This is a genomic window from Streptomyces sp. NPDC042346, from assembly GCF_055581845.1.
Map to the genome: position 1 here is coordinate 1130153 of NZ_JBVJEH010000002.1, position 18557 is coordinate 1148709.

The window sequence follows — 18557 nt, forward strand, 5'->3', positions numbered from 1 at the left end:
TGCCCCCCGAATGGAAAGGGACCGAAGATTCCATGACACAGACTCATGACAGACCCTCGCCGCACGACGTACCGCCCGGTCCGCTCGGTGTGCTGGCGGGCGCGGCCTGGCAGGCGCTGCTCGTCGCCGGACTCGTCTCGGTGGTCCTGGGCATCATGGTGCTCGCCTGGCCGGACGCCTCCCTGAGGGTGGCCGGTGTGCTCTTCGGCCTCTATCTGCTCTTCAGCGGCGTGATGCAGCTGGTCGCGGCCTTCGGTACGCACGCGACGACGGCGCTGCGGGTCATGGCGTTCATCAGCGGCGCACTCTCGATCCTGCTCGGTCTGTTCTGCTTCCGGGGCGCGATGCAGTCGACCCTGCTGCTCGCGCTCTGGATCGGCATCGGCTGGCTGTTCCGGGGCATCACGCAGACGGTGGCCGCGGCCTCCGACCCCGCGATGCCCGCGCGCGGCTGGCAGATCTTCCTCGGCGTCGTGAGCGCGGTCGCCGGCGTGGTGCTGATCGTGTCGCCGCTGGAGTCGGCGGCGGTCCTCACCGTCCTCGTCGGTGTCTGGCTGCTCGTGGTCGGCGTGGTCGAGGCCGTCACGGCGTTCGTGATCCGCTCGCGCGCCAAGGACCTGCCGGCGGGGGCCTGACGGAACGGCCCCACCGCCCCCGGTAATCCGCGTGTACCGCCCGCCGTCCGCCCGATTTCCGGGCGGACGGCGGGCGCGGTTGACCTGTGCGCTACATTTTGCCGGTCCTTGACCACCGATCCCCCGCGATCGCAACCCTTCCGGAGTCGGCAACCCATGAGCGACATCGTCAACGGCCTGGGCCGGGCGGGCGCGTACGGCGCCCTCGGCGTGGTCCTGCTGATCCTCGGCATCGTGCTCGTGGATCTGCTGACGCCGGGGAAGCTCGGCCGGCAGATCTGGGAAGAGCGCAACCGCAACGCCGCGATCCTGCTGAGCTCCGCGCTCCTCGGCATAGGCGGCATCGTCTTCACGTCGATCTGGACCACGTACCACGACTTCGGCAAGGGGCTCGTCTCCACCGCCGCGTTCGGCCTGCTCGGCCTCGTGATGATGGCGGTCGCCTTCCTCGTCGTCGACCTGGTGACGCCGGGCAAGCTCGGCGCCACGCTGGTCGACCCCGAGCCGCACCCGGCGGTGTGGGTGACGGCCTCCTGCAACCTCGCGGTCTCGGCGATCGTCTCGGCCTCGATCGCCTGACGCCCCTGCGCGTCAGTCCAGCGTCTGGGTCAGTTCGCTGCGCGCCGCGGTGTGGACGACGCGGCCGCGCGCTCCGTTGACGATCGGCAGGTAGGGCGCGACGTGCCCGCACTCGACGTCGGCGACGATCGGCACGTTCAGCGGTCCGAGGGCGTCGAGCACGGCCTGGTGCTGGCTCAGCGAGTCGCGGCCGGGCGCCGAGGTCCGGCCGACGAGGACCGCGTTCGCCGCGTCGAAGAAGCCCGCGAGCCGCATGCCGTGCAGGTACCGGCAGATGGCGAAGGCGTCGTCGCCCCCGGCCTCGACGTAGACGAGGAGTCCTTCCGGGGCCTCGGCCCGCGCGAAGGCGGAGGCGTCGAGGTAGGGCGTGCCCGTGAGGTTGCACAGCATCTCGACGCAGCCCCCGATCAGCCGTCCCTCGACGTCCACGTCTCCGTCGCCGTCCAGCCTGGTCCACCTGCCGGGGGGGTCGAGCGTGAACTCGCGTACGCCGGGATGGGTTCGGTAGTCGTCCCAGCCCGCGGCCCGGTGGTGGTCCGGCGGGACCTGGGTGAACGCGTGTCCCCGTGGGGCGGCGACGATGTCGAGCCAGGACAGCAGACCTTCGGGCACGCGGTAGGGCGTGTCCATGAGGTTGTTCCCGTGCACGGTCGCCGTCCCCGTGAGGAGCGTCAGCGGCGTCAGGACGGTCGCCATGTCGGAGTAGCCGACGAGCCAGGTCGGCTCGGCCTCCCGCAGCCGGCCCCAGTCGAGCAGCGGAAGCAGGTCGATCGCGGTCTCACCGCCCCACGGCGGCACGACGGCCCTGATGCCGGGGTCCGTCAGCATCGCCGTCAGCTCACTCGCACGCTCGGCGGCGGGGGCGCTGACGTGCCCCGCGCCGTCCATGCAGGCGCCGACCACCACCTCGTACCCCCGGGCCTCCACGTCGCGGATCGCGACGTCGAGGCGCGCACGCATCTCCTTGGGCACTCCGCTCGACGGCGAGGTGACGCCTATCCGGTCACCGGGGCGCAAGGGGTTCGGGTATCGCATCGACATGCGCTGGATCCTGACATGACGTCACCGTCGAGCGGCATCGAATTTCGATGGCGGTCCGCCCGTTCCCGTCACGGATTCATGGGCTCCACCTCCAGGAAGCGACGCCCGCGCGGCCCCCGGTAGAGCAGCGCCTCCCAGCCCAGTCGCGCGAGTACGGGTACGCACGCGGCCAGCGCCTCCGCCTCCTCCTGGGCGGCTCCCGAGCCCGGCGGGCCCAGCCACTCCACCACGGCGGTCGCCGGCCGGTCCCCCGCCCGGACCCGGTAGCCGGTGGCGACCCGTACGCCCGAGGCGTCCACGGACGAGGGGGTGAGCCCGCCGTGCTCCAGGGCCAGGGCCACCGCGCGGACCGGTCTCCCGCGCTCCCACTCGGCGGGCACCGCCGCCGGGTCGCCGCCCCGACCGTTCGTCAGGCGCCTGATCTGGAGCAGCCCGTCCCGGGCCGCCCGCACCTCCCGCGACCGCTGCTCGGCCTCGGCCCCGGGCAGCGGCGGACCGTCGCCCGTGGCCGCCTCGAACGTTCCCCCACCGCTCGTCTTCGTCATACGAAAACGGTAGGCGCCCCCACTGACACATGCTCGCCGTGAAGCCTTGGCCAAGGGACCAAAGTCCCGGACATTCGGGACTTTCGTCGCGGCATTCCGGACATTCACCCCTGTGACGATGGTCTTTGAAGATCATCCGACGTGCCGTCATCTCCTGATGGCCGGAAGGGCCTCATGACCGAGCCACAGAAGCGGCCCCTGCCCGTCCGCGTGCGTCGTCATCCTGACGGCATACCGATGGACGACCTCTTCCGGTCGGATCCCGCGCGACCGACCGCCACCCTGCCCAGGCCGGGCGACCGGCCCGAGGAGACGGAACCGACAGGACTCGACGGACCGACAGCGCCCGTGCGGTCGACGCAGTCGACACCCTCGACGCAGTCCCTGCCGTCCCTGAATTCCGCGCGGTCCGTGCCGACCTCGCAGTCCCCTCAATCCCCACACTCCCCGCAGTCCCCTCAGTCCCCGCAGACCGTCCCCGCGATCGCCGTCTCCCGGCGCCCGCCGCCCTCCGACCCCGACCCCGACCTCGTCGAGCGCCCCGGACCCGCCGTCCCCGGCTGGCTCGCCGTGCTCGTCGCCCTGACCGCGCTCGGCGGGGCGGCCGCGACGCTCTGGCGGGCCCGCCCCCTGAGCGCCGTGCACCTGCTGCCCTGGCAGTGGGCGGCGCTCGCCAGCTGCGCCGTCGTCGCCGTCGTCGCCTTCGGCGGCCTGACCCGCGGCCGTACGGGCTCCGCCTGGGTGCTCTCGCTCTTCGGCCGCTACCGGGGCACCGTACGGCGGACCGGCCTCGCCTGGGTCAGCCCCTTCGTCCTGCGCCGCCGGATCGACGTCAGGCTGCGGCACTGGCGCAGCGAGCCGATCGCCGTCGTCGACGCCGAGGGTTCGGCGCTGCGCGTCGTGGTCCTGGTGGTCTGGTCGGTGCGGGACACGGCCCGGGCGCTGTTCGCCGTCGACGACCATCTCGGCTATCTGCGGGAGCAGGTGGAGGCGGCCGTCGCGCGGGTGCTCTCCCAGCTGCCCGCCGACGCCTTCCGGGGCGACGCGCCGACCCTCCGGGACGCGGAGGCCGTCGGCGACGCCCTCACCCGCATGCTCGCGGCCGAGTGCCGGCCGGTCGGCATCGCGGTCTTCTCCGCCCAGCCGACCCGCATCGAGTACGCCCCCGAGGTGGCCGCCGCGATGCAGCGGCGGCAGATCGCCGCGCTCGACGCCAAGCACCGGGACTCCGTCCTGACCGGTGTCATCGACGCCGTGGACGACACGGTGACACGGCTGACCACACGCGGACTCGTCGAACTCGACGACTTCGAACGCCAGGCCCTGGTCAAGGACTTGACCGTGGCTTTCTACACCCGGCGTGGCGGGCCGGCCCCACAGAATCAGGAGTGACGAGGATCGTGGACACCCCCGAATTCACCGCACCCGAACTCACCGCACCCGAATTCACCGACGAGATAGCGCTGGACTGCCCCTGCGCGGGCTGCGCCGAGGCCGCCCGGAACGGCGGCGCGGCCGGCGCACGGGGCGGGGCGACCCTGCACGGGGTGCGCCGTGCCGTCGTCGCGACCGTCGGCGCGGTCGCCCTGGTGGGGGCGGGGACCGGAACGGCGCTCGCCGAACCCGCCCCGGCGCACGCGGGCTGGGACGGCTCGAAGTACTGGTTCCGGAACGCCGCCGGCGAGTGGCGCTGGACCAGTCACCAGTCCACGTACGTCCAGCGCACCGGCACCGGCAGCGGCACCGGCGAGGTGAGCCGGCAGGCCGCGGCGGGCGGGGGCCGCAGCGGCGAGCCCGTCTTCCGGGGACGGCAGGGATGGGACGCCCAGGACCGCGTCTACTGGTACAAGTACCGCGGCCACTGGTACTGGACCAGCCACCAGTGGAAGTACGAGCAGCGGACGGGCACCTCGGGGAACACCTCGAAGCCGACCGGCCCCACGGCCCCGTCCACGCCCTCCTCGCGGGGCTGGACGGTGCCGGTCTCCTCGTACGTCTTCACGGGGTACTACGGGCAGCCCGGCGCCTGGTCACGGGGCTATCACACGGGCCAGGACTTCGCGGTGCCGACGGGGACGACGGTCCGGTCGGTCGGTCCGGGGCGCGTGGTCACGGCCGGGTACGGCCGCTCGTACGGCTACGAGGTGGTGATCCGTCACCCTGACGGCCGCTACACGCAGTACGCCCACCTCTCGCAGATCGACGTGTCCCCCGGGCAGAGCGTCTCGGCCGGCCAGCGGATCGCGCGGTCGGGGAGGTCGGGCCGGGTGACGGGTCCGCACCTCCACTTCGAGGTGCGGACCACGCCGTACTTCGGCTCGGACGTCAACCCGCTGGCCTATCTGCGCGGCCACGGCGTGCGCGTGTAGGGAGGGTGCGGAGTCAGCCCGCCACGCGTGCGATCCAGGCGGTGAGGTCGGCGACGACCTCGTCCCGGTTGGTCTCGTTGAGGAGCTCGTGGCGGGCGCCCTCGTAGCTGCGGTACGTGAGGTCGGTCAGCCCGGCCTCGCGGTAGCGGGCGACCAGCAGGTCGGAGAGGGCGAGGCGGGCGTTGAGCGGGTCGTGGTCGCCGACGAGGACGTAGACCGGCAGGTCGGCCGGGATGCCCTCGGGCGCGGCGAGCCGGCCGGCGGCCGCGCCCATGTCGGCCATCCCCCGGTCGTCGGCGGCGAAGCCGCAGAGCGGGTCGGCGAGGTAGGCGTCGACCTGCTTCTCGTCGCGGCTGAGCCAGTCGGCGTCCGTACGGTGCGGCGTGAAGGCGGCGTTGAAGGCGTCGAAGATCCCGCCGCCCTCGATGCCCGCCTCCGCCGCCTGCCGGGCGGCCTCCACGAGTCCGGCGAGGAGCCCGTCCACGGCCGTGGTGCCGGAGAGGGCGACGCCGTCGACCAGGGCGGCGTGGTCGAGGAGGTACTGCTGGGCGGCGAAGGAGCCCATGCTGTGCCCCAGCAGGATCACCGGGACCCCGGGGTGGCGGTCGCGGGCGATCCGGGTGAGGGCGGCGACGTCCTCGACGAGGAGGTTCCAGCCGTTCTCGCCGAAGTGGCCCGCGCCCGCGTGCATGGAGAGTCCGTGCCCGCGGTGGTCGCCCGCGTAGACGGCGAAGCCGAGGCCGGTGAGGTGCTCGGCCAGCGGGGCGTAGCGGGCGGCGTGCTCGCCCATGCCGTGCGCGATCTGGACGACGCCCCGCGCGTCCCCCTCGGGGAGCCACGTGTGGACGTGGATGACGACGCCGTCCTGGGACGTGAAGGTGAACATGGCGGCTCCCTGACTCCGGACTCCTGATGCCCGGCCACCGTAACGGCGTTCGACAATGCCGAACACCGTTACGGTGGAGTGATCCCCGTCTCAGCCCCGCTCCGGCCCCGCTCCGGCCCCGTCTCAGCCGACCGGACGGTCGACCGGACGGTTCTCCTTCACGGTGATCCGGCCCTTGCGGATCGTGGCCAGGCGGGGTGCGCGGCGGGCGACGGCGCTGTCGTGGGTGACCATGACGAAGGTCAGCCCGTGCTCCTCGCAGAGCCCTTCGAGCAGGTCCACGATCTCGTCGCGCATCGACTCGTCGAGATTTCCGGTGGGCTCGTCGGCGAGCAGCACCTTCGGTCGCTTCACCAGCGCGCGGGCGATGGCCACGCGCTGCTGCTGGCCGCCGGAGAGCTCGGACGGCAGGTGCCCGAGGCGTTCGCCGAGCCCGACCGAATCCAGTGCCTCGGCCGCCCTGTTCCGGCGGTCGGCGGTTCTGACCCCGAGCGGGACGAGGGCGGTCTCCACGTTCTCCAGGGCGGTGAGGGTGGGGATGAGGTTGAAGCTCTGGAAGACGAAGCCGATGTTCTGGCCGCGTACGGCCGTCAGTCGGCTCTCCGAGAGCTTCGCCAGGTCGGTGCCGTCGAGGAGGACGCTGCCGGAGGTGGGCCGGTCGAGGCCGCCGAGCATCTGGAGCAGCGTGGACTTGCCGCCGCCCGTGGGGCCCTGGATGACCAGCCGGTCGCCCTGACCGATGGTGAGGTCGACGCCGGCGAGGGCGTCCACTCTGGTCCGGCCGCGCCGGTACTGCTTGGTGACGCCGGTGAGTTCGTACATGGTGCGACTCCTGTGTGAGGTGGTGCGGGCGGTCGGCCGCTCGGCTACTCGACGCGGCGCAGCGCGTCGGCGGGACGCAGGCGCGAGGCGCGCCACGCGCCGAAGCCGCCGGCGACGAGGCCGCCGCCGAGGGCGAGGAGCACGGCGAGACCGACGGTGGTGATGCCGACCGGGGCGGTCAGGGCGATGTCGACGGTCTTGCCGACGGCCGTACGGGCTCCGCCGGGGCCGCCCGCTCCGCCGCCGAAGACCATGCCGCCGCCGCGCCCGCCGAGGCCGCCCGCGCTCGCGCCGAGTTCGGCGGTGAGGTTCGGGCTGACGGCGGTCACCGCGTACGCTCCGGCGAGGCCGACCGCGATGCCGAGGGCGCCGCCGACGACACCGTTGACGAGGGCCTCGCCGACGACCTGGCGGGTGACCCGGCCGCTCGTCCAGCCGAGCGCCTTGAGCGTGCCGAACTCGCGGACGCGCCGGCCGACCGCCGAGGAGGTGAGGAGACCGGCGACGAGGACGGCGGCGACGAGCACCGCGTACGAGAGCCAGGTGCCCATGGTGGAGGCGAGGTTCGCGGCGGTGTCCAGGGAGCCGGAGACCGTCTGGGCGAGGTCGGCCGAGGTGGTGACGGTGGTGCCGGTGACGTTCTTCTGGATGGCGGTCTTGACCTTCTCGATCTTCGTCGAGTCGGTGGCCTTCACATAGATCGTGGTGATCTTGCCGGCGGAGTCGGAGAGCGACTGCGCCTGCTTCAGGGGCAGGTAGACCTGGGCGGCGGGCTGGCCGCTGTCGGCGGTCGCGATCCCGATGATCTCGAACGACACGCCCTTGACCGTCAGCTTGCCGCCGACCGCGAGCCCCTCCTGCTGGGCGTAGGCGCTGTCGAGGACGGCGACCTTCGCGTCGGTCTCGGTGGTCGTGAAGGTGCGGCCCTTGGAGACGGTGGAGGTGGTGAGGGGCCCGAGGTCGGGGGCGGTGACGTCGGTGCCGTAGAGCGTGAAGGAGTTGACGTCGAAGGCGGCGCCGCCGCCGGTGACGGTGTCGCTGGGGCCGGAGCCGCCCCCGGAGCCTTCCCCGGCCCCGCCGGAGCCGTCCCCGGCCCCTCCCGTCCCGCCGCCCGGCTGCGCCGGCTGGGCCGGCTGGGCCTCGCCGCGCTGGATCCGGCCGCGCGTGAACTCGCCGTTGATCTTGAGGTTGACGAGGCTCAGACCGCCCACGGCCCGGTCGACGCCCTGCTGCTTCGCGACCGTGGCGACGGTGGAGTCCGCGAGGGTCTGGAAGCCCTGGACCATCAGCCGGTCGCTGCTCTGCTCCTTCCCGCCGTCCTCCTTGCCCTGGAACTCGAACCGGGGCCGCTGCGGCCGCGCGCCCGCCTCGGGCTGCTCCTGGGCCTTGGTCACCGTCAGGTCCGTACCGAGCCCGTACAAGGACTCGAGCACCTTGCCCTGCGCGACCTTCATGCCGGAGGAGACGGAGTTGACGACGATGACCAGCGCGATCCCGAGCGCGAGCCCGGAGGCGACGACGAGCGCCGCCTTTCTGCGGCGGCGCAGCTCGCGCCGGAGGTAGGTGAAGAACATGGCGCGAAGGTAGGCGCGGCTCGTGATGGCGGGATAAGGCCCGCGTGAGAGCGGGATGAGAGCACGTCACCTCGGCGGCCGGGCCCGGGAATCACCCCATTGCCCATCCCCGTTCCCCATCCCCGTTCCCCATCCCCCGTTCCCTGTCCCTGTTCCCCTGGGCAGGCGGAGCCTCGCGGTGGCAGAGTCGGCGCCATGTCACCGGACAGTGGGGGAACGGCGCGGCGGGGATCGGTGACGGCCCTGCTCGACGCGACGGGGATGTTCTTCGCACCGGCGCGGGAGGCGTTCCCCGGGGCGCGCGCCGCGGACTGGGCCGCGGCGGCGGCCCTGGACCCGGGGGCGGTGGGGCCCGACGGAGCCTGGCGGCTGGACTTCCGCTGCTTCGCCGTCGCCGACCCGGGCGGTACGGGCTGGATCCTGATCGATGCCGGGGTGGGCCCCGCCGAGGGACCGGGGGCACCCTGGTGTCCCGTCCCCGGCCGGCTGCCGGGCCTGCTCACGGAGGCCGGGATCGACCGGGCGGACGTCCACACCGTGGTCCTGACGCATCTGCACGAGGACCACACGGGCTGGTCCGCCGACGCGGCCGGGCAGCCCGTCTTCCCGCAGGCCCGGTACGTCGTCCAGGGCGCGGAGACCGCCGCGCTCGACCGGGGCGACCCGGTGTGGTCCTGGGTCGTGGAACCCCTGCGGGCCACCGGGCAGTTGTACGAGATCGAGGGCACGCACCGGCTCCGCCCGGGTGTCACGCTGCTGCCCACGCCGGGGCACACGCCGGGCCATCAGTCGGTCCTCGTCGAGCACCCCGGCGGCCGGGACGTCCTGGTCACCGGCGACCTCCTCGTGCACGCCGTCCAGCTCGCCGATCCGGCGGTCGCCTACGCCCACGAACGCGACCCGGCCGTGGCCCGCGCCTCCCGCGAGCAGCAGCTCGCGCGGGCCGCCGAACGCGGCGCGCTCCTGGCCACGGCCCACCTGACCCGCCCGTTCGTCGAACCACCCACCCCCTGAGGGGTGTTCAGCCGCTTCCCGTCGTGGCGTAGGCCAACGGGTCGGTCAGGACGTCGTGGAGGACGAGGGCCGCCGCGCCGCGGGCCGCGTCGGTCGCCGGGGAGGCGGGGCGGAGGCGGTCCGCGTCCGCCGTCCACAGGCCGGAGACGACCCGGGCGGCGAGCTCCTCGGCGACGGCCGGGGCGAGCCAGGGCATGAGGCGCGGATAGATGCCGCCGAGGACGACGGCCTCGGGGTCGAGGAGGTTCACGGCGCCCGACAGGGCGCGGCCGAGCATGCGGCCCGCTTCGGAGAGCGCGGCGAGGGCGCGGGGGTCCCCCGCCCCGGCACGGCGTACGAGCTCCGCGACGTCGGAGGCCGCCGCCGCCCGCAGCAGCGCCGCCTGGCCCGCGTACTGCTCCAGGCAGCCGCGCGATCCGCAGCGGCAGCGGGGCCCCTCGGCGTCGACGACCAGATGGCCGATCTCGCCGGCGAAGCCGTGGGCGCCGCGCAGGAGTTCGCCGTGGACGACGATCGCGCCGCCGACCCCGATCTCGCCGGTCAGGTGCAGGAAGGTGCGGAGGTCGCCGAGCGCGCCGAACCACAGCTCGGCGAGGGCCGCCATGTTGGCCTCGTTGTCGGAGGTCAGGGCGAGGCCGGCCGGTCCGCCCGTGCCGGGGCGCCGTGCGGCGAGGGCCTCGCCGAAGAGGCGTTCGGCGTCGACCTCGTTCCAGCCGAGGTTGGGCGCCTGCCGGACGGTCCCGCCGGTGACGAGCCCGGGGAGGGCGAGCCCGGCTCCGGCCGGGGTCAGCCCCCGTCCGGCCGCCGTGTCGAGGGCCTCCGCGGCGATGCGGGCGGCCCGGTCCAGGACCTCGGCGGCGCCGGCGGCGCGGTTGTCGAGGCGCTCGGTGCGCCGGACCCGGTCGGCGCCGGTCAGGTCGACGACGCAGACCGTCACGTAGTCGATGTTGATCTCGACGCCGAGCCCCGCGGGGCCGGTGTCCGCCGGTTTCAGCACGGTGCCCGGCCGCCCCGCCTGCCCGCTGAACGTCTTGCCCGACTCGACGAGGAAGCCGAGGTCGAGGAGTTGCTCGACGAGCGAGGAGACGGCGGGCCGGGTGAGTCCGACACGGGCGGCGACCGCGGCCCGCGTCGTCTCGCCCGCCTCGTGGACGGTCCGCAGGACGAGGCTCAGGTTGTGCCGGCGCACTCCCGACTTGTCGGCCTTGGGTTCCGTGGGCTGGTTCATGGTGAGCGAGAGCCTAGTCGTCCCTTTCGCTCACCTGAAAACAGTTCGGTGACCGAACTCTTTCGGGCTGTTTCGGGTTAGGGTCACCCCATGACGCTTCCGCGCGACTACCGCGGCCAGACCTGTGCCCTCTCCCGCTCGATGGAGATCATCGGCGAGCGCTGGACGCTGCTCATCCTGCGCGACGCCTTCTACGGGGTCCGCAGGTTCGGGGAGTTCGCGGCGCATCTGACGGTCCCCCGGGCCGTCCTCACCGACCGGCTCGCCACCCTCGTCGACGCCGGCGTCCTGGACCGCCGGCCCGAGACGGGCACCGGCCGCCGCGAGGTCTACGTCCTGACGCCCAAGGGGATCGCCCTCTGGCCGGCGGTCCGCGCGCTCACCGCCTGGGGCGAGGAGTTCTACGCGGCGGAGGGCGGCCCGCGCCGTGTCTTCCGGCACGTCACCGACGAGGCCCCTCTCGACGCCGACGGACGGTGTACGGGCTGCGGCGCGGCCGTACCCGTAGGAGACGTCCTGGTCACCCCCGGACCGGGGCTGGCTCCCGCGCCCGGGGACCCGACCGGGCCCCCGGCCGTGGACGCCGACCCGGTGACGGCGGCGCTCGCCCGCCCGCACCGGCTGCTCACCCCCCTGCTCACCACCGCGCCCCAGGGGCGCCCCACGAGAGGTCCCCAACGATGAAGATCCTGGTCGTCGGCGCCGGTGCCACCGGTGGCTACTTCGGCGCCCTGCTCGCCCGGTCCGGACAGGACGTCACCTTCCTGGTCCGTCCGGCCCGCGCCGCAGCGCTGCGCGAGCGCGGGCTGCGGGTCCTCGCCCCCGGCGAGCAGTGGATGCTCACGCCGCCGCTCGTGACGGCCGACGAGCTGACCGGCCCGTACGACCTCGTCCTGCTCTCGGTGAAGTCCACCGGCCTCGACCGGGCCGTCGAGGACATCGCGCCGGCCGTCGGCCCGGACACCGCCGTCGTCCCGCTCCTCAACGGCCTCGCCCACATCGACGTCCTCAACGCCCGTTTCGGCGCGTCCGCGGTCCTCGGCGGGGTGGCCAAGGTGGTCACGACCCTCGACGACTCCGGTGACATCCTCCGGCTGGCCCCGCTCGCCCACCTGGCGTTCGGCGAGCAGGACGGGACGGTCACCCCGCGCGTGGAGAGGATCCGGGCCGTCCTCGACGCGTCGGGGATCGACGCGCCGGTGCCGGATCAGGTCATGACCGCGATGTGGCACAAGTGGGTGTTCATCACGACGTTCGGCGCCGTGACGAGCCTGATGCGCGGCACCGTCGGCGACGTGTACGACGCCCCGGGCGGTCCGGCCCTCGGCCCGGCGGTCCTCGACGAGGCCGCCGCCGTCGCCGCGGCGGCGGGCCACCCCGTACCGGAGGCGGAGCGGGCGGCGACGCTGGCCGTGGTGTCGGCGTCCGGCTCGCCGATGGTGCCGTCCTTGTACCGCGATCTGGCGGCGGGGCAGCCCACCGAGGTCGAGCACCTCTTCGGCGACCTGACCGATCGTGCGCGCGCCCTCGGGGTGGCGACTCCGCTGCTCGACCTGGCGACCCTGCACCTGCGGGTCCACCAGCGCCGGGTCCTGTCGGCGTAGGCGTCGGGCGCCTCGGGTCAGCCGACGGCCAGGGGCGTACCCGGGGCGAGTTCGGCCGCGATGCGCTGGGCGACCACCTCGGCCGTGTTGCCGTCGGGTGTGGTCGCCGTCTTCGTGGCGGAGACCGCGATGGCGAGCCGCTCGGACGGCAGGTACGCCTGGATCGCCGCGTACCCGGAGAAGGACGGGTTCTGGAGCACCCAGCCGTTGACCACGATGACGCCGAAGCCGAAGTGCTTGGCCTCGGTCTGCTTCAGGCAGATCGTGGCGGGGCACTTCTCGGTCGCCCCGCCGAGGCCGACCGTGCCGGGGTCGAGCAGGGTCCGGTAGGAGCGGGGCGAGAGGAGTTCGCCGCTGCCGATGGCCTCGGCGGACCGGGCGAGGTCACAGATGTGGGTGGTGATGACGGCGCCGGGCGCGGTGGTCCACGAGGGGTTCCAGAAGGTGGACTCCTCGTAGAGGCCGCGGTCGGAGGTGAAGGCGTGCAGGGCGGGTCGCGGGATCTCGGGGGTGAGGTTGCTCTGCGTGTCGCGCAGGCGGAGCGGCCCTGTGACCCGCTCCTCCACCAGCCGGTCGATCGGGACGCCGGTGATCTTCTCGAGTGCGGCGACGAGAAGCACGTAGTTGGCGTGGGAGTAGCTCCAGCTTGCCCCCGGCTCGTACCAGAACGAGTGGCGGAGGGGGTAGGCGACGAGCTGCTCCGGGGTCCACGCGCGGAACGGGTGGGCCTCCAGCTCGGCGAGGAAGGCCGGGTCGGTGACGTAGTCGTGGAGACCGGTGGTGTTGGTCGCGAGCATGCGCAGGGTGATCTTGTCGGCCTTCGGCAGATCGGGCAGCCAGCGTTCCACGGTGTCGTCGAGCCGGACCTTCCGCTCCTCGACGAGCTGGAGGAGGGCGGTGCCGATGTGGGCGAACGCGACGGAGCCGGCGCGGAAGTGCATGTCCGGCCGGGCCGGGACGTTCGTCATGGACTCGCCGAGCGCGTCGGTGACGACCTCGCGTCCGTCGACGGTGACCCGCAGCTGCACGGACTTCAGCCGGAGGTCCTTCTTGGCCTTGCGGGTGATGGCCAGGATCTGACGGGCGCGGTCGTCGCGGGGGCCCTCGGTCCGCACGCAGTCGCGTCCGCCGTGTCCGCCCGGGCCGCCGGACTCGGCGGACACGGCGGATTCGGGGGACACGGCGGACACGGGTGCGGGGGCCGTCGTCTGGACCGTGACGGCGAGGAGGGCGGCGCAGAGGAGGGCCCTGCGGGCGCCCGCACGGGGACGCGTACGGGAGGGGGTGCGTGTCATGGGCCGCACTATGGCCGGAAGACCGGCGGCACCCCGCCGAACACTCCGCACGCGGGGCCGGACGCGCTCGTGCGGGGCAGACGCCTGACGCCGTTCGGACGCAGCGCGCCGCTTCCGGGGGCGCGCCTCCGGGCCGGGCAGCGCGCCGGTCCCGAGGACGCGCCCCGGACACACGAGGCCGGTCGAAAACCCGGTGCCGGCCGTCGGTGCGCTGGTGTGTGATCGGGGACATGGCAATCGAATCGGGCACGCCGGAAGTCGACGGATTGGGCCAGGTGGTGGGCGTCCTGCGGGAGTGGCAGGACGAGGGGGCGCCGATGCAGCTGCATCCGGGGGACGTGGGCTGGTTCTGGCGGTCGGGTGCGGAGGCGACCGCCGCGGCGGTCAGGACCTGGCGCCGGGACGGACGGATCCTCGCGGTGGGGTTGCTGGACGGTCCCGGGCTGGTACGGCTGACGGTCGCGCCGGACGCGCGGCGGGAGGAGGAGCTGGCGCGGCGGGTGGTCGAGGACGTGACCGATCCGGAGCGCGGGGTACTGCCCGGGGGCGAGGCGGACGTCGAGGCGCCGGCGGGCGCGCTGGTCCAGGACCTGCTGGCGGAGCACGGCTGGACCGCCGGCGAGTCGTGGACACCGCTGCACCGGGACCTCACGGAGCGGGTGGACGATCCGGGCCTGCGGATCGAGGTGGTCGGGCCGGAGCGGGCGGACGTGTTCGCCGCGGTGCACCGGTCCGCGTTCGAGGGGTCGAGGTTCACGGGCGGGCACTGGCACGCGATGGCGGCCGGGCTGCCGTTCTCCGAGGCCCGGTCCCTGGTCGCGTACGACGACGGGGGCGACGCGGTGGCGTCGGTGACGGTGTGGTCGGCCGGCCCGGGCAGGCCCGGCGTGCTCGAACCGATGGGCGTACACCGGGACCACCGCCGCCAGGGCCACGGCAGGGCGATCACCCTCGCCGCGGCGGCCGCCCTCCGGGAACTGGGCGCGTCGAGCGCGTTCGTCGGCACCCCGACGTCCAACACCGCCGCCGTCGCCGCGTACGAGTCGGCCGGCTTCCGGCCACGCCCCGAGACCCGGGACCTGCACCGGGACGCCTGACGCCGCGGACGCCGACAGTCGGAAACTTTTGTTTCCGTTTCCGGTGCTCGTTAACTATAGTTGTCGCATGACTTCATCGGAGATGACTCCCGAAGAGCAGGCGGAGCTCCACAAGGCCCTCTACGACGCCCTCCATCCCCTCGCATCGGCGCTTCGCTCCCGGGCGTCGGGGCTGCCCGCGGACCGCATGTGGAACGCGGAGCCGGTCGACGTGGCGCTCTCCGTGCTGGGCGCCTGGAAGGTGGTGGACACGGAGGTCAAGCGGTTGACGGCGATCGCGGCAGGTACCGCCGGGTCCTACGGCGCGAGCTACGAGCAGATGGGCGCCGTCTGGGGCATCACCCGGCAGGGAGCCCGCAAGAAGTGGCCCGACGCCGTGAACCGTTCGGTGCCTGGCGCAACAGGACCGAGCACCCCCCTCGCCCTGTGCGGCGGAACGGCCGAACTGGTGCAGGAGACGCCGTCCGGCGGGTGGCTGTGGGAGGGCACGGGCGCCGACGGGACGAGCGGCGCGGCCGACGGTGACACCCGGTACGCCACGAAGGAGGAGGCGGCGGCCCACGCCGGCGCCTTCCTGAAGGAGCACGCCGTCGACCGGCCCTGAGGCAGGCACCGGGCCCCGGCGGATCGGCCGGGGCCCGGCAGATCGCACGGGGCTCGGCAAGAGTCGACCGGGGCCCGGCAGATCGGCCGGGCCCGGCAGCTCGGCCCGTGCCCGACGGTCAGCCGGCCGCCGGGGCCTCGGCGTCCTGCGGGTACCAGCGCAGTTCGACCGTGTTGCCGTCCGGGTCCTTCACGTAGACCGACTGGGCCGAGCCGCGCGCACCCCAGCGCGGGACGGGGCCCTCAAGGACGTCGAACGTGCCGGAGTCGATGACCTCCTGCCAGTCCAGGGGGTCCACGACCAGGCATATGTGGTCGACGTTGGACTCGCCTCGCGGGCGCGAGAAGAGGTCGATGACCGTGCCCTCGTCGATGCGCACGGACGGGAAGGGAACCTTGCCGGCCCGCCACTCCTCGACCCGCTCGGGCACGAGGCCCAGCGATCCGGTGTAGAAGTCGAGCGCCTTGTCGACGTCGGTCACGTTGAGTACGAGGTGGTCGAAGGCTTTGACTCGCATGAGGGGATCCCCGTTCCGGAGTTGCGTGCATGTCGTCGTCTGATCTCGTGGACGCAGATGATCATGCTGTTCTCGGAGCCGACGATCAAGGGTGCGAGCGGAACTGGGGGGCGGGCCCGGGCGCCGCACCCGACGCGCGTGAGCCCCCGGCCGTGGGGCGTACGGACGGGGGCTCGGTGTCAGGACGCGCGGGTCAGAGGGGCTGGAGCCGGGTCCGCAGGAGGCAGAACTCGTTGCCTTCCGGGTCGGCCAGGACGTGCCAGTTCTCGGTGCCGTCCTGGCCGATGTCGGCGGGCCTGGCACCGAGCGCGAGCAGCCGCTCCAGCTCGGCGTCCTGGTCCCGGTCGGTGGGGTTGACGTCGATGTGCAGCGGGAGCTTCCCGGCCCGCGGGTCGCTGCTGGGGCTGAGGATGAGCGTGGGCTGCGGGCCGCCGAAGCCGGCGCCGGGCGGCCCGATCTCGATGCTCCCGTCCTCCCGGCCGAGCTCCACGTAGCCGAGGACCTCGCTCCAGAACGCGGCGAGCCGGACGGGGTCGACGCAGTCGATGACCAGTTCACTGATGCGACATGCCATGCCCGCCAGTGTAGGAAGAAGGCCCGGGGCCGACCGGCCACCGCGCGCACGTGCCCCGGGCGGTCGCTGAAGGCCCCGCCGAAGGCCCCGCCGAAGGCCCCGCCGACGCCGGGCGGCGAAACGTTTGGTCCGCGGGGCCGACGGAACCGGGTAACGTCTTTGTCATGTTCTTCCAGACGCCGATTCACGAGTGAGCGCGTGATGGGCCTCTGCTGACGTCCTTCGACGTCGCCGCCCGTCCCCCACCGATGAATCCGTAGATCACTTCACCTCACTACCGGGAGAACCCGTGACCGACAGCAAGAACATCAACAACCCCGTGGGCCAGGGCGGCGGCCAGCGCAAGAAGCTGTCCCGCGCCGAACGGCAGAACAACGGTCCGCACCGCAACCTCGACCGCCAGGGTGCGGCCGACCGCAAGGCGGAGCTGGTGCGCAAGATGCGCGAGAAGACCGGCACGGCCGAGGGCACCGCACAGGCGGGCGACACCACCGCGCAGAGCTGACGCGCCTCCGCCGCAGGGCGGCACCGCACGGGCCGGGGCCCGGACCGCGACGCGCGGTCCGGGCCCCGCTGCCGTTACCGGGCGCGGCCCCGGTCCCGGCCATGATCCGCCGGGCAGGGCCTGGTACTGCAACGGTCTTTGCCGGGTGCGTGAAAGGGCCCCCGCCCGGAGGCGCAGGCCCTTTCGAGGGTCAGAAGGCGCCGTTCAGGTCCCGCCAGTCGCCGCCGCCGAGCCAGTCGCCGGCTCCGAGGCCGCCGCTGCCCGTACCCGCGTACCGGTACAGCATGCCGTCGCCGGCATTCGTCGCGATGAGGTCCGGTCGGCCGTCGCCCGACCAGTCGCCGTTGGCGATGATCGTCGGCATGCCGTTCCAGCCGCCGCTGCCGACCAGCACACGCGAACCGAGCGCGCCGGCCTTGCCCGGGTAGAGCCAGAGCTTGCCGGTCGACGCCTCGCGGCCGTAGAGGTCGGCCCGGCCGTCGCCGTTCATGTCACCGACGCCCGCCAGGGCGTTCATGCCGTTCCAGCCGCCGGTGCCGAGCAGCTTGCGTGCGCCCAGGGTGCCCGTGGAGGTGCCCGGGTACAGCCACAGCCTGCCGGTGGACTTCTCCACCGCGAGCAGGTCGGCCCGCGCGTCGCCGGTCAGGTCGCCGAACGCGGCGATCCGGCTCATGGCGTTCCAGCCGCCGGCGCCGATCAGCTTGCGCGTGCCGAGGCCGCCGGTCCCGGTGCCGGGGTAGAGCCACAGTCTGCCGGTGGCCGCCTCGCGGACGATCACGTCCTCGCGGTTGTCCCGGCTGAAGTCGCCGTGCCGGACCATGGCGTTGAAGGCGTTCCAGCCGCCCGCGCCGACCAGCCGGCCACTGCCGTCACCGGGCAGGAACCACAGGCGTCCGACCAGGTCACGGACGAGGACGTCCGCCCTCCGGTCGCCGTTCATGTCGCCGAAGCCCGCGGCCTTGGGCGAGGTCTCCGTGAGCCAGTAGGGGTACGCGGGTCCCTCGCACTCCCGGATCGTGCGGACGATCTTCACCGAACTGACGGACCTGCTGGCGATGCTGGTGGTGTAGCCGTCGTTCCCGTACCGCCCGGCACCGTCCTCGTAGTTCGGCTCGTCGAAGGTGCAGGCGAAACCCGGCGTGCGGTTGATGATCAGGCGGAACTTGTTGTCCCACGTGCCCAGTGTCGCCTTGCTCGACTGCGTCTTGAACATCGAGCCCGTGCTGTCGGTGTTCGCCCACGCACAGAAGTACCCCGTGGGGCAGTCGCTCACCGCGGCCTGTGCGGGCGCGACGCCCGCGCCGAGCAGGCCGAGCGAAGTGAGTCCCAGCGCGGCGGCCGTGGCGGCCAGACGCCGGAACAAGGGTGTACGCATGAATTCCCTCCCTGATGTGACGCGTGCATGATTCAACGCGCCACGGCAGGGACCGTATCCGCATGCCTCCGCCCGCTGCTACGCGGTTCCACCGCCCCACCGGCCCTCACAGGCAGGTAGGGCAGCGAAAGGGCCCGGACCGGCTGCCTGTCTCGTGGACCGACGACCGGGAACGCTGCCGGCCTGTCCTGTCGGACGGGCCCTAGGCCGTGTCCGGAAAGTCGGTCGGTCGTTGCTCCGTTTGTGGTGCGTCGACATGAACTGACGGATGAGTCGTGGGCGTTGATCGCTCC

At 73.3% G+C, this 18557-nt stretch carries 20 protein-coding genes; 10 read left to right on the plus strand and 10 right to left on the minus strand.

Features of this window, described 5'->3' with window-relative positions:
* Positions 1-32: 32 nt before the first annotated feature.
* Both ACZ6K0_RS13585 and ACZ6K0_RS13590 read left to right on the plus strand, forming a co-directional pair.
* Positions 33-635, plus strand: coding sequence for an HdeD family acid-resistance protein (locus ACZ6K0_RS13585; protein WP_376409962.1), 603 nt, complete (start codon positions 33-35; stop codon positions 633-635).
* 156 nt (positions 636-791) lie between these two features.
* On the plus strand, positions 792-1214 hold the full coding sequence (locus tag ACZ6K0_RS13590) for a DUF350 domain-containing protein (protein WP_317601289.1): 423 nt from the start codon (positions 792-794) through the stop codon (positions 1212-1214).
* Between the two features lie 12 nt (positions 1215-1226).
* Here the strand turns inward: ACZ6K0_RS13590 and ACZ6K0_RS13595 are convergent, their stop codons facing one another.
* Entirely contained in the window at positions 1227-2255 is a 1029-nt protein-coding gene (locus ACZ6K0_RS13595) for a S66 family peptidase (protein ID WP_469232177.1), read from the minus strand.
* A gap of 68 nt (positions 2256-2323) precedes the next feature.
* Positions 2324-2800, minus strand: coding sequence for a hypothetical protein (locus tag ACZ6K0_RS13600; RefSeq protein ID WP_376409968.1), 477 nt, complete (start codon positions 2798-2800; stop codon positions 2324-2326).
* Positions 2801-2974: 174 nt separating this feature from the next.
* On the opposite strand from ACZ6K0_RS13600, the gene ACZ6K0_RS13605 reads away from it, so the two are divergent.
* Complete coding sequence (locus ACZ6K0_RS13605) at positions 2975-4192, plus strand: SPFH domain-containing protein (RefSeq protein WP_469232178.1); 1218 nt, start codon at positions 2975-2977, stop codon at positions 4190-4192.
* Positions 4193-4200: 8 nt separating this feature from the next.
* Entirely contained in the window at positions 4201-5169 is a 969-nt protein-coding gene (locus ACZ6K0_RS13610) for a M23 family metallopeptidase (RefSeq protein ID WP_469232179.1), read from the plus strand.
* A 13-nt stretch (positions 5170-5182) separates the two neighbouring features.
* On the opposite strand, the gene ACZ6K0_RS13615 is transcribed toward ACZ6K0_RS13610, so the two are convergent.
* From ACZ6K0_RS13615 to ACZ6K0_RS13625, 3 genes are all read right to left on the minus strand, one after another.
* On the minus strand, positions 5183-6055 hold the full coding sequence (locus ACZ6K0_RS13615; protein WP_376409977.1) for an alpha/beta fold hydrolase: 873 nt from the start codon (positions 6053-6055) through the stop codon (positions 5183-5185).
* A gap of 123 nt (positions 6056-6178) precedes the next feature.
* Positions 6179-6877, minus strand: coding sequence for an ABC transporter ATP-binding protein (locus ACZ6K0_RS13620; RefSeq protein ID WP_469232181.1), 699 nt, complete (start codon positions 6875-6877; stop codon positions 6179-6181).
* Between the two features lie 44 nt (positions 6878-6921).
* On the minus strand, positions 6922-8451 hold the full coding sequence (locus ACZ6K0_RS13625) for an ABC transporter permease (protein ID WP_469232183.1): 1530 nt from the start codon (positions 8449-8451) through the stop codon (positions 6922-6924).
* Positions 8452-8646: 195 nt separating this feature from the next.
* Between ACZ6K0_RS13625 and ACZ6K0_RS13630 the strand changes: the two genes are divergently transcribed.
* Positions 8647-9465, plus strand: a complete 819-nt coding sequence (locus ACZ6K0_RS13630) for an MBL fold metallo-hydrolase (protein WP_469232185.1) — start codon at positions 8647-8649, stop codon at positions 9463-9465.
* A 7-nt stretch (positions 9466-9472) separates the two neighbouring features.
* Here ACZ6K0_RS13630 and ACZ6K0_RS13635 read toward each other — a convergent pair whose 3' ends face one another.
* The gene (locus ACZ6K0_RS13635; protein WP_469232187.1) at positions 9473-10693 is read right to left on the minus strand and encodes an ROK family protein; all 1221 of its coding nucleotides are present in this window, start codon (positions 10691-10693) and stop codon (positions 9473-9475) included.
* 90 nt (positions 10694-10783) lie between these two features.
* On the opposite strand from ACZ6K0_RS13635, the gene ACZ6K0_RS13640 reads away from it, so the two are divergent.
* Together ACZ6K0_RS13640 and ACZ6K0_RS13645 are read left to right on the plus strand one after the other, a co-directional pair.
* The gene (locus ACZ6K0_RS13640) at positions 10784-11377 is read left to right on the plus strand and encodes a winged helix-turn-helix transcriptional regulator (protein ID WP_376409991.1); all 594 of its coding nucleotides are present in this window, start codon (positions 10784-10786) and stop codon (positions 11375-11377) included.
* Positions 11374-12297, plus strand: coding sequence for a ketopantoate reductase family protein (locus ACZ6K0_RS13645; RefSeq protein WP_376409994.1), 924 nt, complete (start codon positions 11374-11376; stop codon positions 12295-12297). The genes ACZ6K0_RS13640 and ACZ6K0_RS13645 overlap by 4 nt, the downstream gene beginning before the upstream one ends.
* 17 nt (positions 12298-12314) lie before the next feature.
* Here ACZ6K0_RS13645 and ACZ6K0_RS13650 read toward each other — a convergent pair whose 3' ends face one another.
* On the minus strand, positions 12315-13592 hold the full coding sequence (locus tag ACZ6K0_RS13650) for a serine hydrolase domain-containing protein (RefSeq protein ID WP_469232189.1): 1278 nt from the start codon (positions 13590-13592) through the stop codon (positions 12315-12317).
* Positions 13593-13822: 230 nt separating this feature from the next.
* On the opposite strand from ACZ6K0_RS13650, the gene ACZ6K0_RS13655 reads away from it, so the two are divergent.
* Together ACZ6K0_RS13655 and ACZ6K0_RS13660 are read left to right on the plus strand one after the other, a co-directional pair.
* A complete protein-coding gene (locus tag ACZ6K0_RS13655) occupies positions 13823-14689 on the plus strand; it encodes a GNAT family N-acetyltransferase (RefSeq protein WP_469232191.1) in 867 nt (288 codons plus the stop codon).
* Positions 14690-14756: 67 nt separating this feature from the next.
* Positions 14757-15293, plus strand: coding sequence for a hypothetical protein (locus ACZ6K0_RS13660; protein ID WP_469232193.1), 537 nt, complete (start codon positions 14757-14759; stop codon positions 15291-15293).
* A 118-nt stretch (positions 15294-15411) separates the two neighbouring features.
* On the opposite strand, the gene ACZ6K0_RS13665 is transcribed toward ACZ6K0_RS13660, so the two are convergent.
* Complete coding sequence (locus ACZ6K0_RS13665) at positions 15412-15810, minus strand: VOC family protein (protein WP_376410006.1); 399 nt, start codon at positions 15808-15810, stop codon at positions 15412-15414.
* Between the two features lie 193 nt (positions 15811-16003).
* Positions 16004-16384 (minus strand): VOC family protein, encoded by a 381-nt coding sequence (locus ACZ6K0_RS13670; RefSeq protein WP_376410010.1) that lies wholly within the window; start codon positions 16382-16384, stop codon positions 16004-16006.
* A gap of 289 nt (positions 16385-16673) precedes the next feature.
* Here ACZ6K0_RS13670 and ACZ6K0_RS13675 point away from each other — a divergent pair, with 289 nt between their 5' ends.
* Complete coding sequence (locus tag ACZ6K0_RS13675; protein ID WP_376410014.1) at positions 16674-16889, plus strand: DUF6243 family protein; 216 nt, start codon at positions 16674-16676, stop codon at positions 16887-16889.
* A gap of 190 nt (positions 16890-17079) precedes the next feature.
* On the opposite strand, the gene ACZ6K0_RS13680 is transcribed toward ACZ6K0_RS13675, so the two are convergent.
* Complete coding sequence (locus ACZ6K0_RS13680; protein WP_469232195.1) at positions 17080-18264, minus strand: FG-GAP-like repeat-containing protein; 1185 nt, start codon at positions 18262-18264, stop codon at positions 17080-17082.
* Between the last annotated feature and the right edge of the window lie 293 nt (positions 18265-18557).

What these genes read in the sequence shown, in the direction of transcription:
- ACZ6K0_RS13585 (WP_376409962.1), top strand. Translation starts at nt 33, where the DNA reads ATGACACAGACTCATGACAGACCCTCGCCGCACGACGTACCGCCCGGT.
- ACZ6K0_RS13590 (WP_317601289.1), top strand. Translation starts at nt 792, where the DNA reads ATGAGCGACATCGTCAACGGCCTGGGCCGGGCGGGCGCGTACGGCGCC.
- ACZ6K0_RS13595 (WP_469232177.1), bottom strand. Translation starts at nt 2,255, where the DNA reads ATGTCGATGCGATACCCGAACCCCTTGCGCCCCGGTGACCGGATAGGC.
- ACZ6K0_RS13600 (WP_376409968.1), bottom strand. Translation starts at nt 2,800, where the DNA reads ATGACGAAGACGAGCGGTGGGGGAACGTTCGAGGCGGCCACGGGCGAC.
- ACZ6K0_RS13605 (WP_469232178.1), top strand. Translation starts at nt 2,975, where the DNA reads ATGACCGAGCCACAGAAGCGGCCCCTGCCCGTCCGCGTGCGTCGTCAT.
- ACZ6K0_RS13615 (WP_376409977.1), bottom strand. Translation starts at nt 6,055, where the DNA reads ATGTTCACCTTCACGTCCCAGGACGGCGTCGTCATCCACGTCCACACG.
- ACZ6K0_RS13620 (WP_469232181.1), bottom strand. Translation starts at nt 6,877, where the DNA reads ATGTACGAACTCACCGGCGTCACCAAGCAGTACCGGCGCGGCCGGACC.
- ACZ6K0_RS13625 (WP_469232183.1), bottom strand. Translation starts at nt 8,451, where the DNA reads ATGTTCTTCACCTACCTCCGGCGCGAGCTGCGCCGCCGCAGAAAGGCG.
- ACZ6K0_RS13630 (WP_469232185.1), top strand. Translation starts at nt 8,647, where the DNA reads ATGTCACCGGACAGTGGGGGAACGGCGCGGCGGGGATCGGTGACGGCC.
- ACZ6K0_RS13635 (WP_469232187.1), bottom strand. Translation starts at nt 10,693, where the DNA reads ATGAACCAGCCCACGGAACCCAAGGCCGACAAGTCGGGAGTGCGCCGG.
- ACZ6K0_RS13640 (WP_376409991.1), top strand. Translation starts at nt 10,784, where the DNA reads ATGACGCTTCCGCGCGACTACCGCGGCCAGACCTGTGCCCTCTCCCGC.
- ACZ6K0_RS13645 (WP_376409994.1), top strand. Translation starts at nt 11,374, where the DNA reads ATGAAGATCCTGGTCGTCGGCGCCGGTGCCACCGGTGGCTACTTCGGC.
- ACZ6K0_RS13650 (WP_469232189.1), bottom strand. Translation starts at nt 13,592, where the DNA reads ATGACACGCACCCCCTCCCGTACGCGTCCCCGTGCGGGCGCCCGCAGG.
- ACZ6K0_RS13655 (WP_469232191.1), top strand. Translation starts at nt 13,823, where the DNA reads ATGGCAATCGAATCGGGCACGCCGGAAGTCGACGGATTGGGCCAGGTG.
- ACZ6K0_RS13660 (WP_469232193.1), top strand. Translation starts at nt 14,757, where the DNA reads ATGACTTCATCGGAGATGACTCCCGAAGAGCAGGCGGAGCTCCACAAG.
- ACZ6K0_RS13665 (WP_376410006.1), bottom strand. Translation starts at nt 15,810, where the DNA reads ATGCGAGTCAAAGCCTTCGACCACCTCGTACTCAACGTGACCGACGTC.
- ACZ6K0_RS13670 (WP_376410010.1), bottom strand. Translation starts at nt 16,384, where the DNA reads ATGGCATGTCGCATCAGTGAACTGGTCATCGACTGCGTCGACCCCGTC.
- ACZ6K0_RS13680 (WP_469232195.1), bottom strand. Translation starts at nt 18,264, where the DNA reads ATGCGTACACCCTTGTTCCGGCGTCTGGCCGCCACGGCCGCCGCGCTG.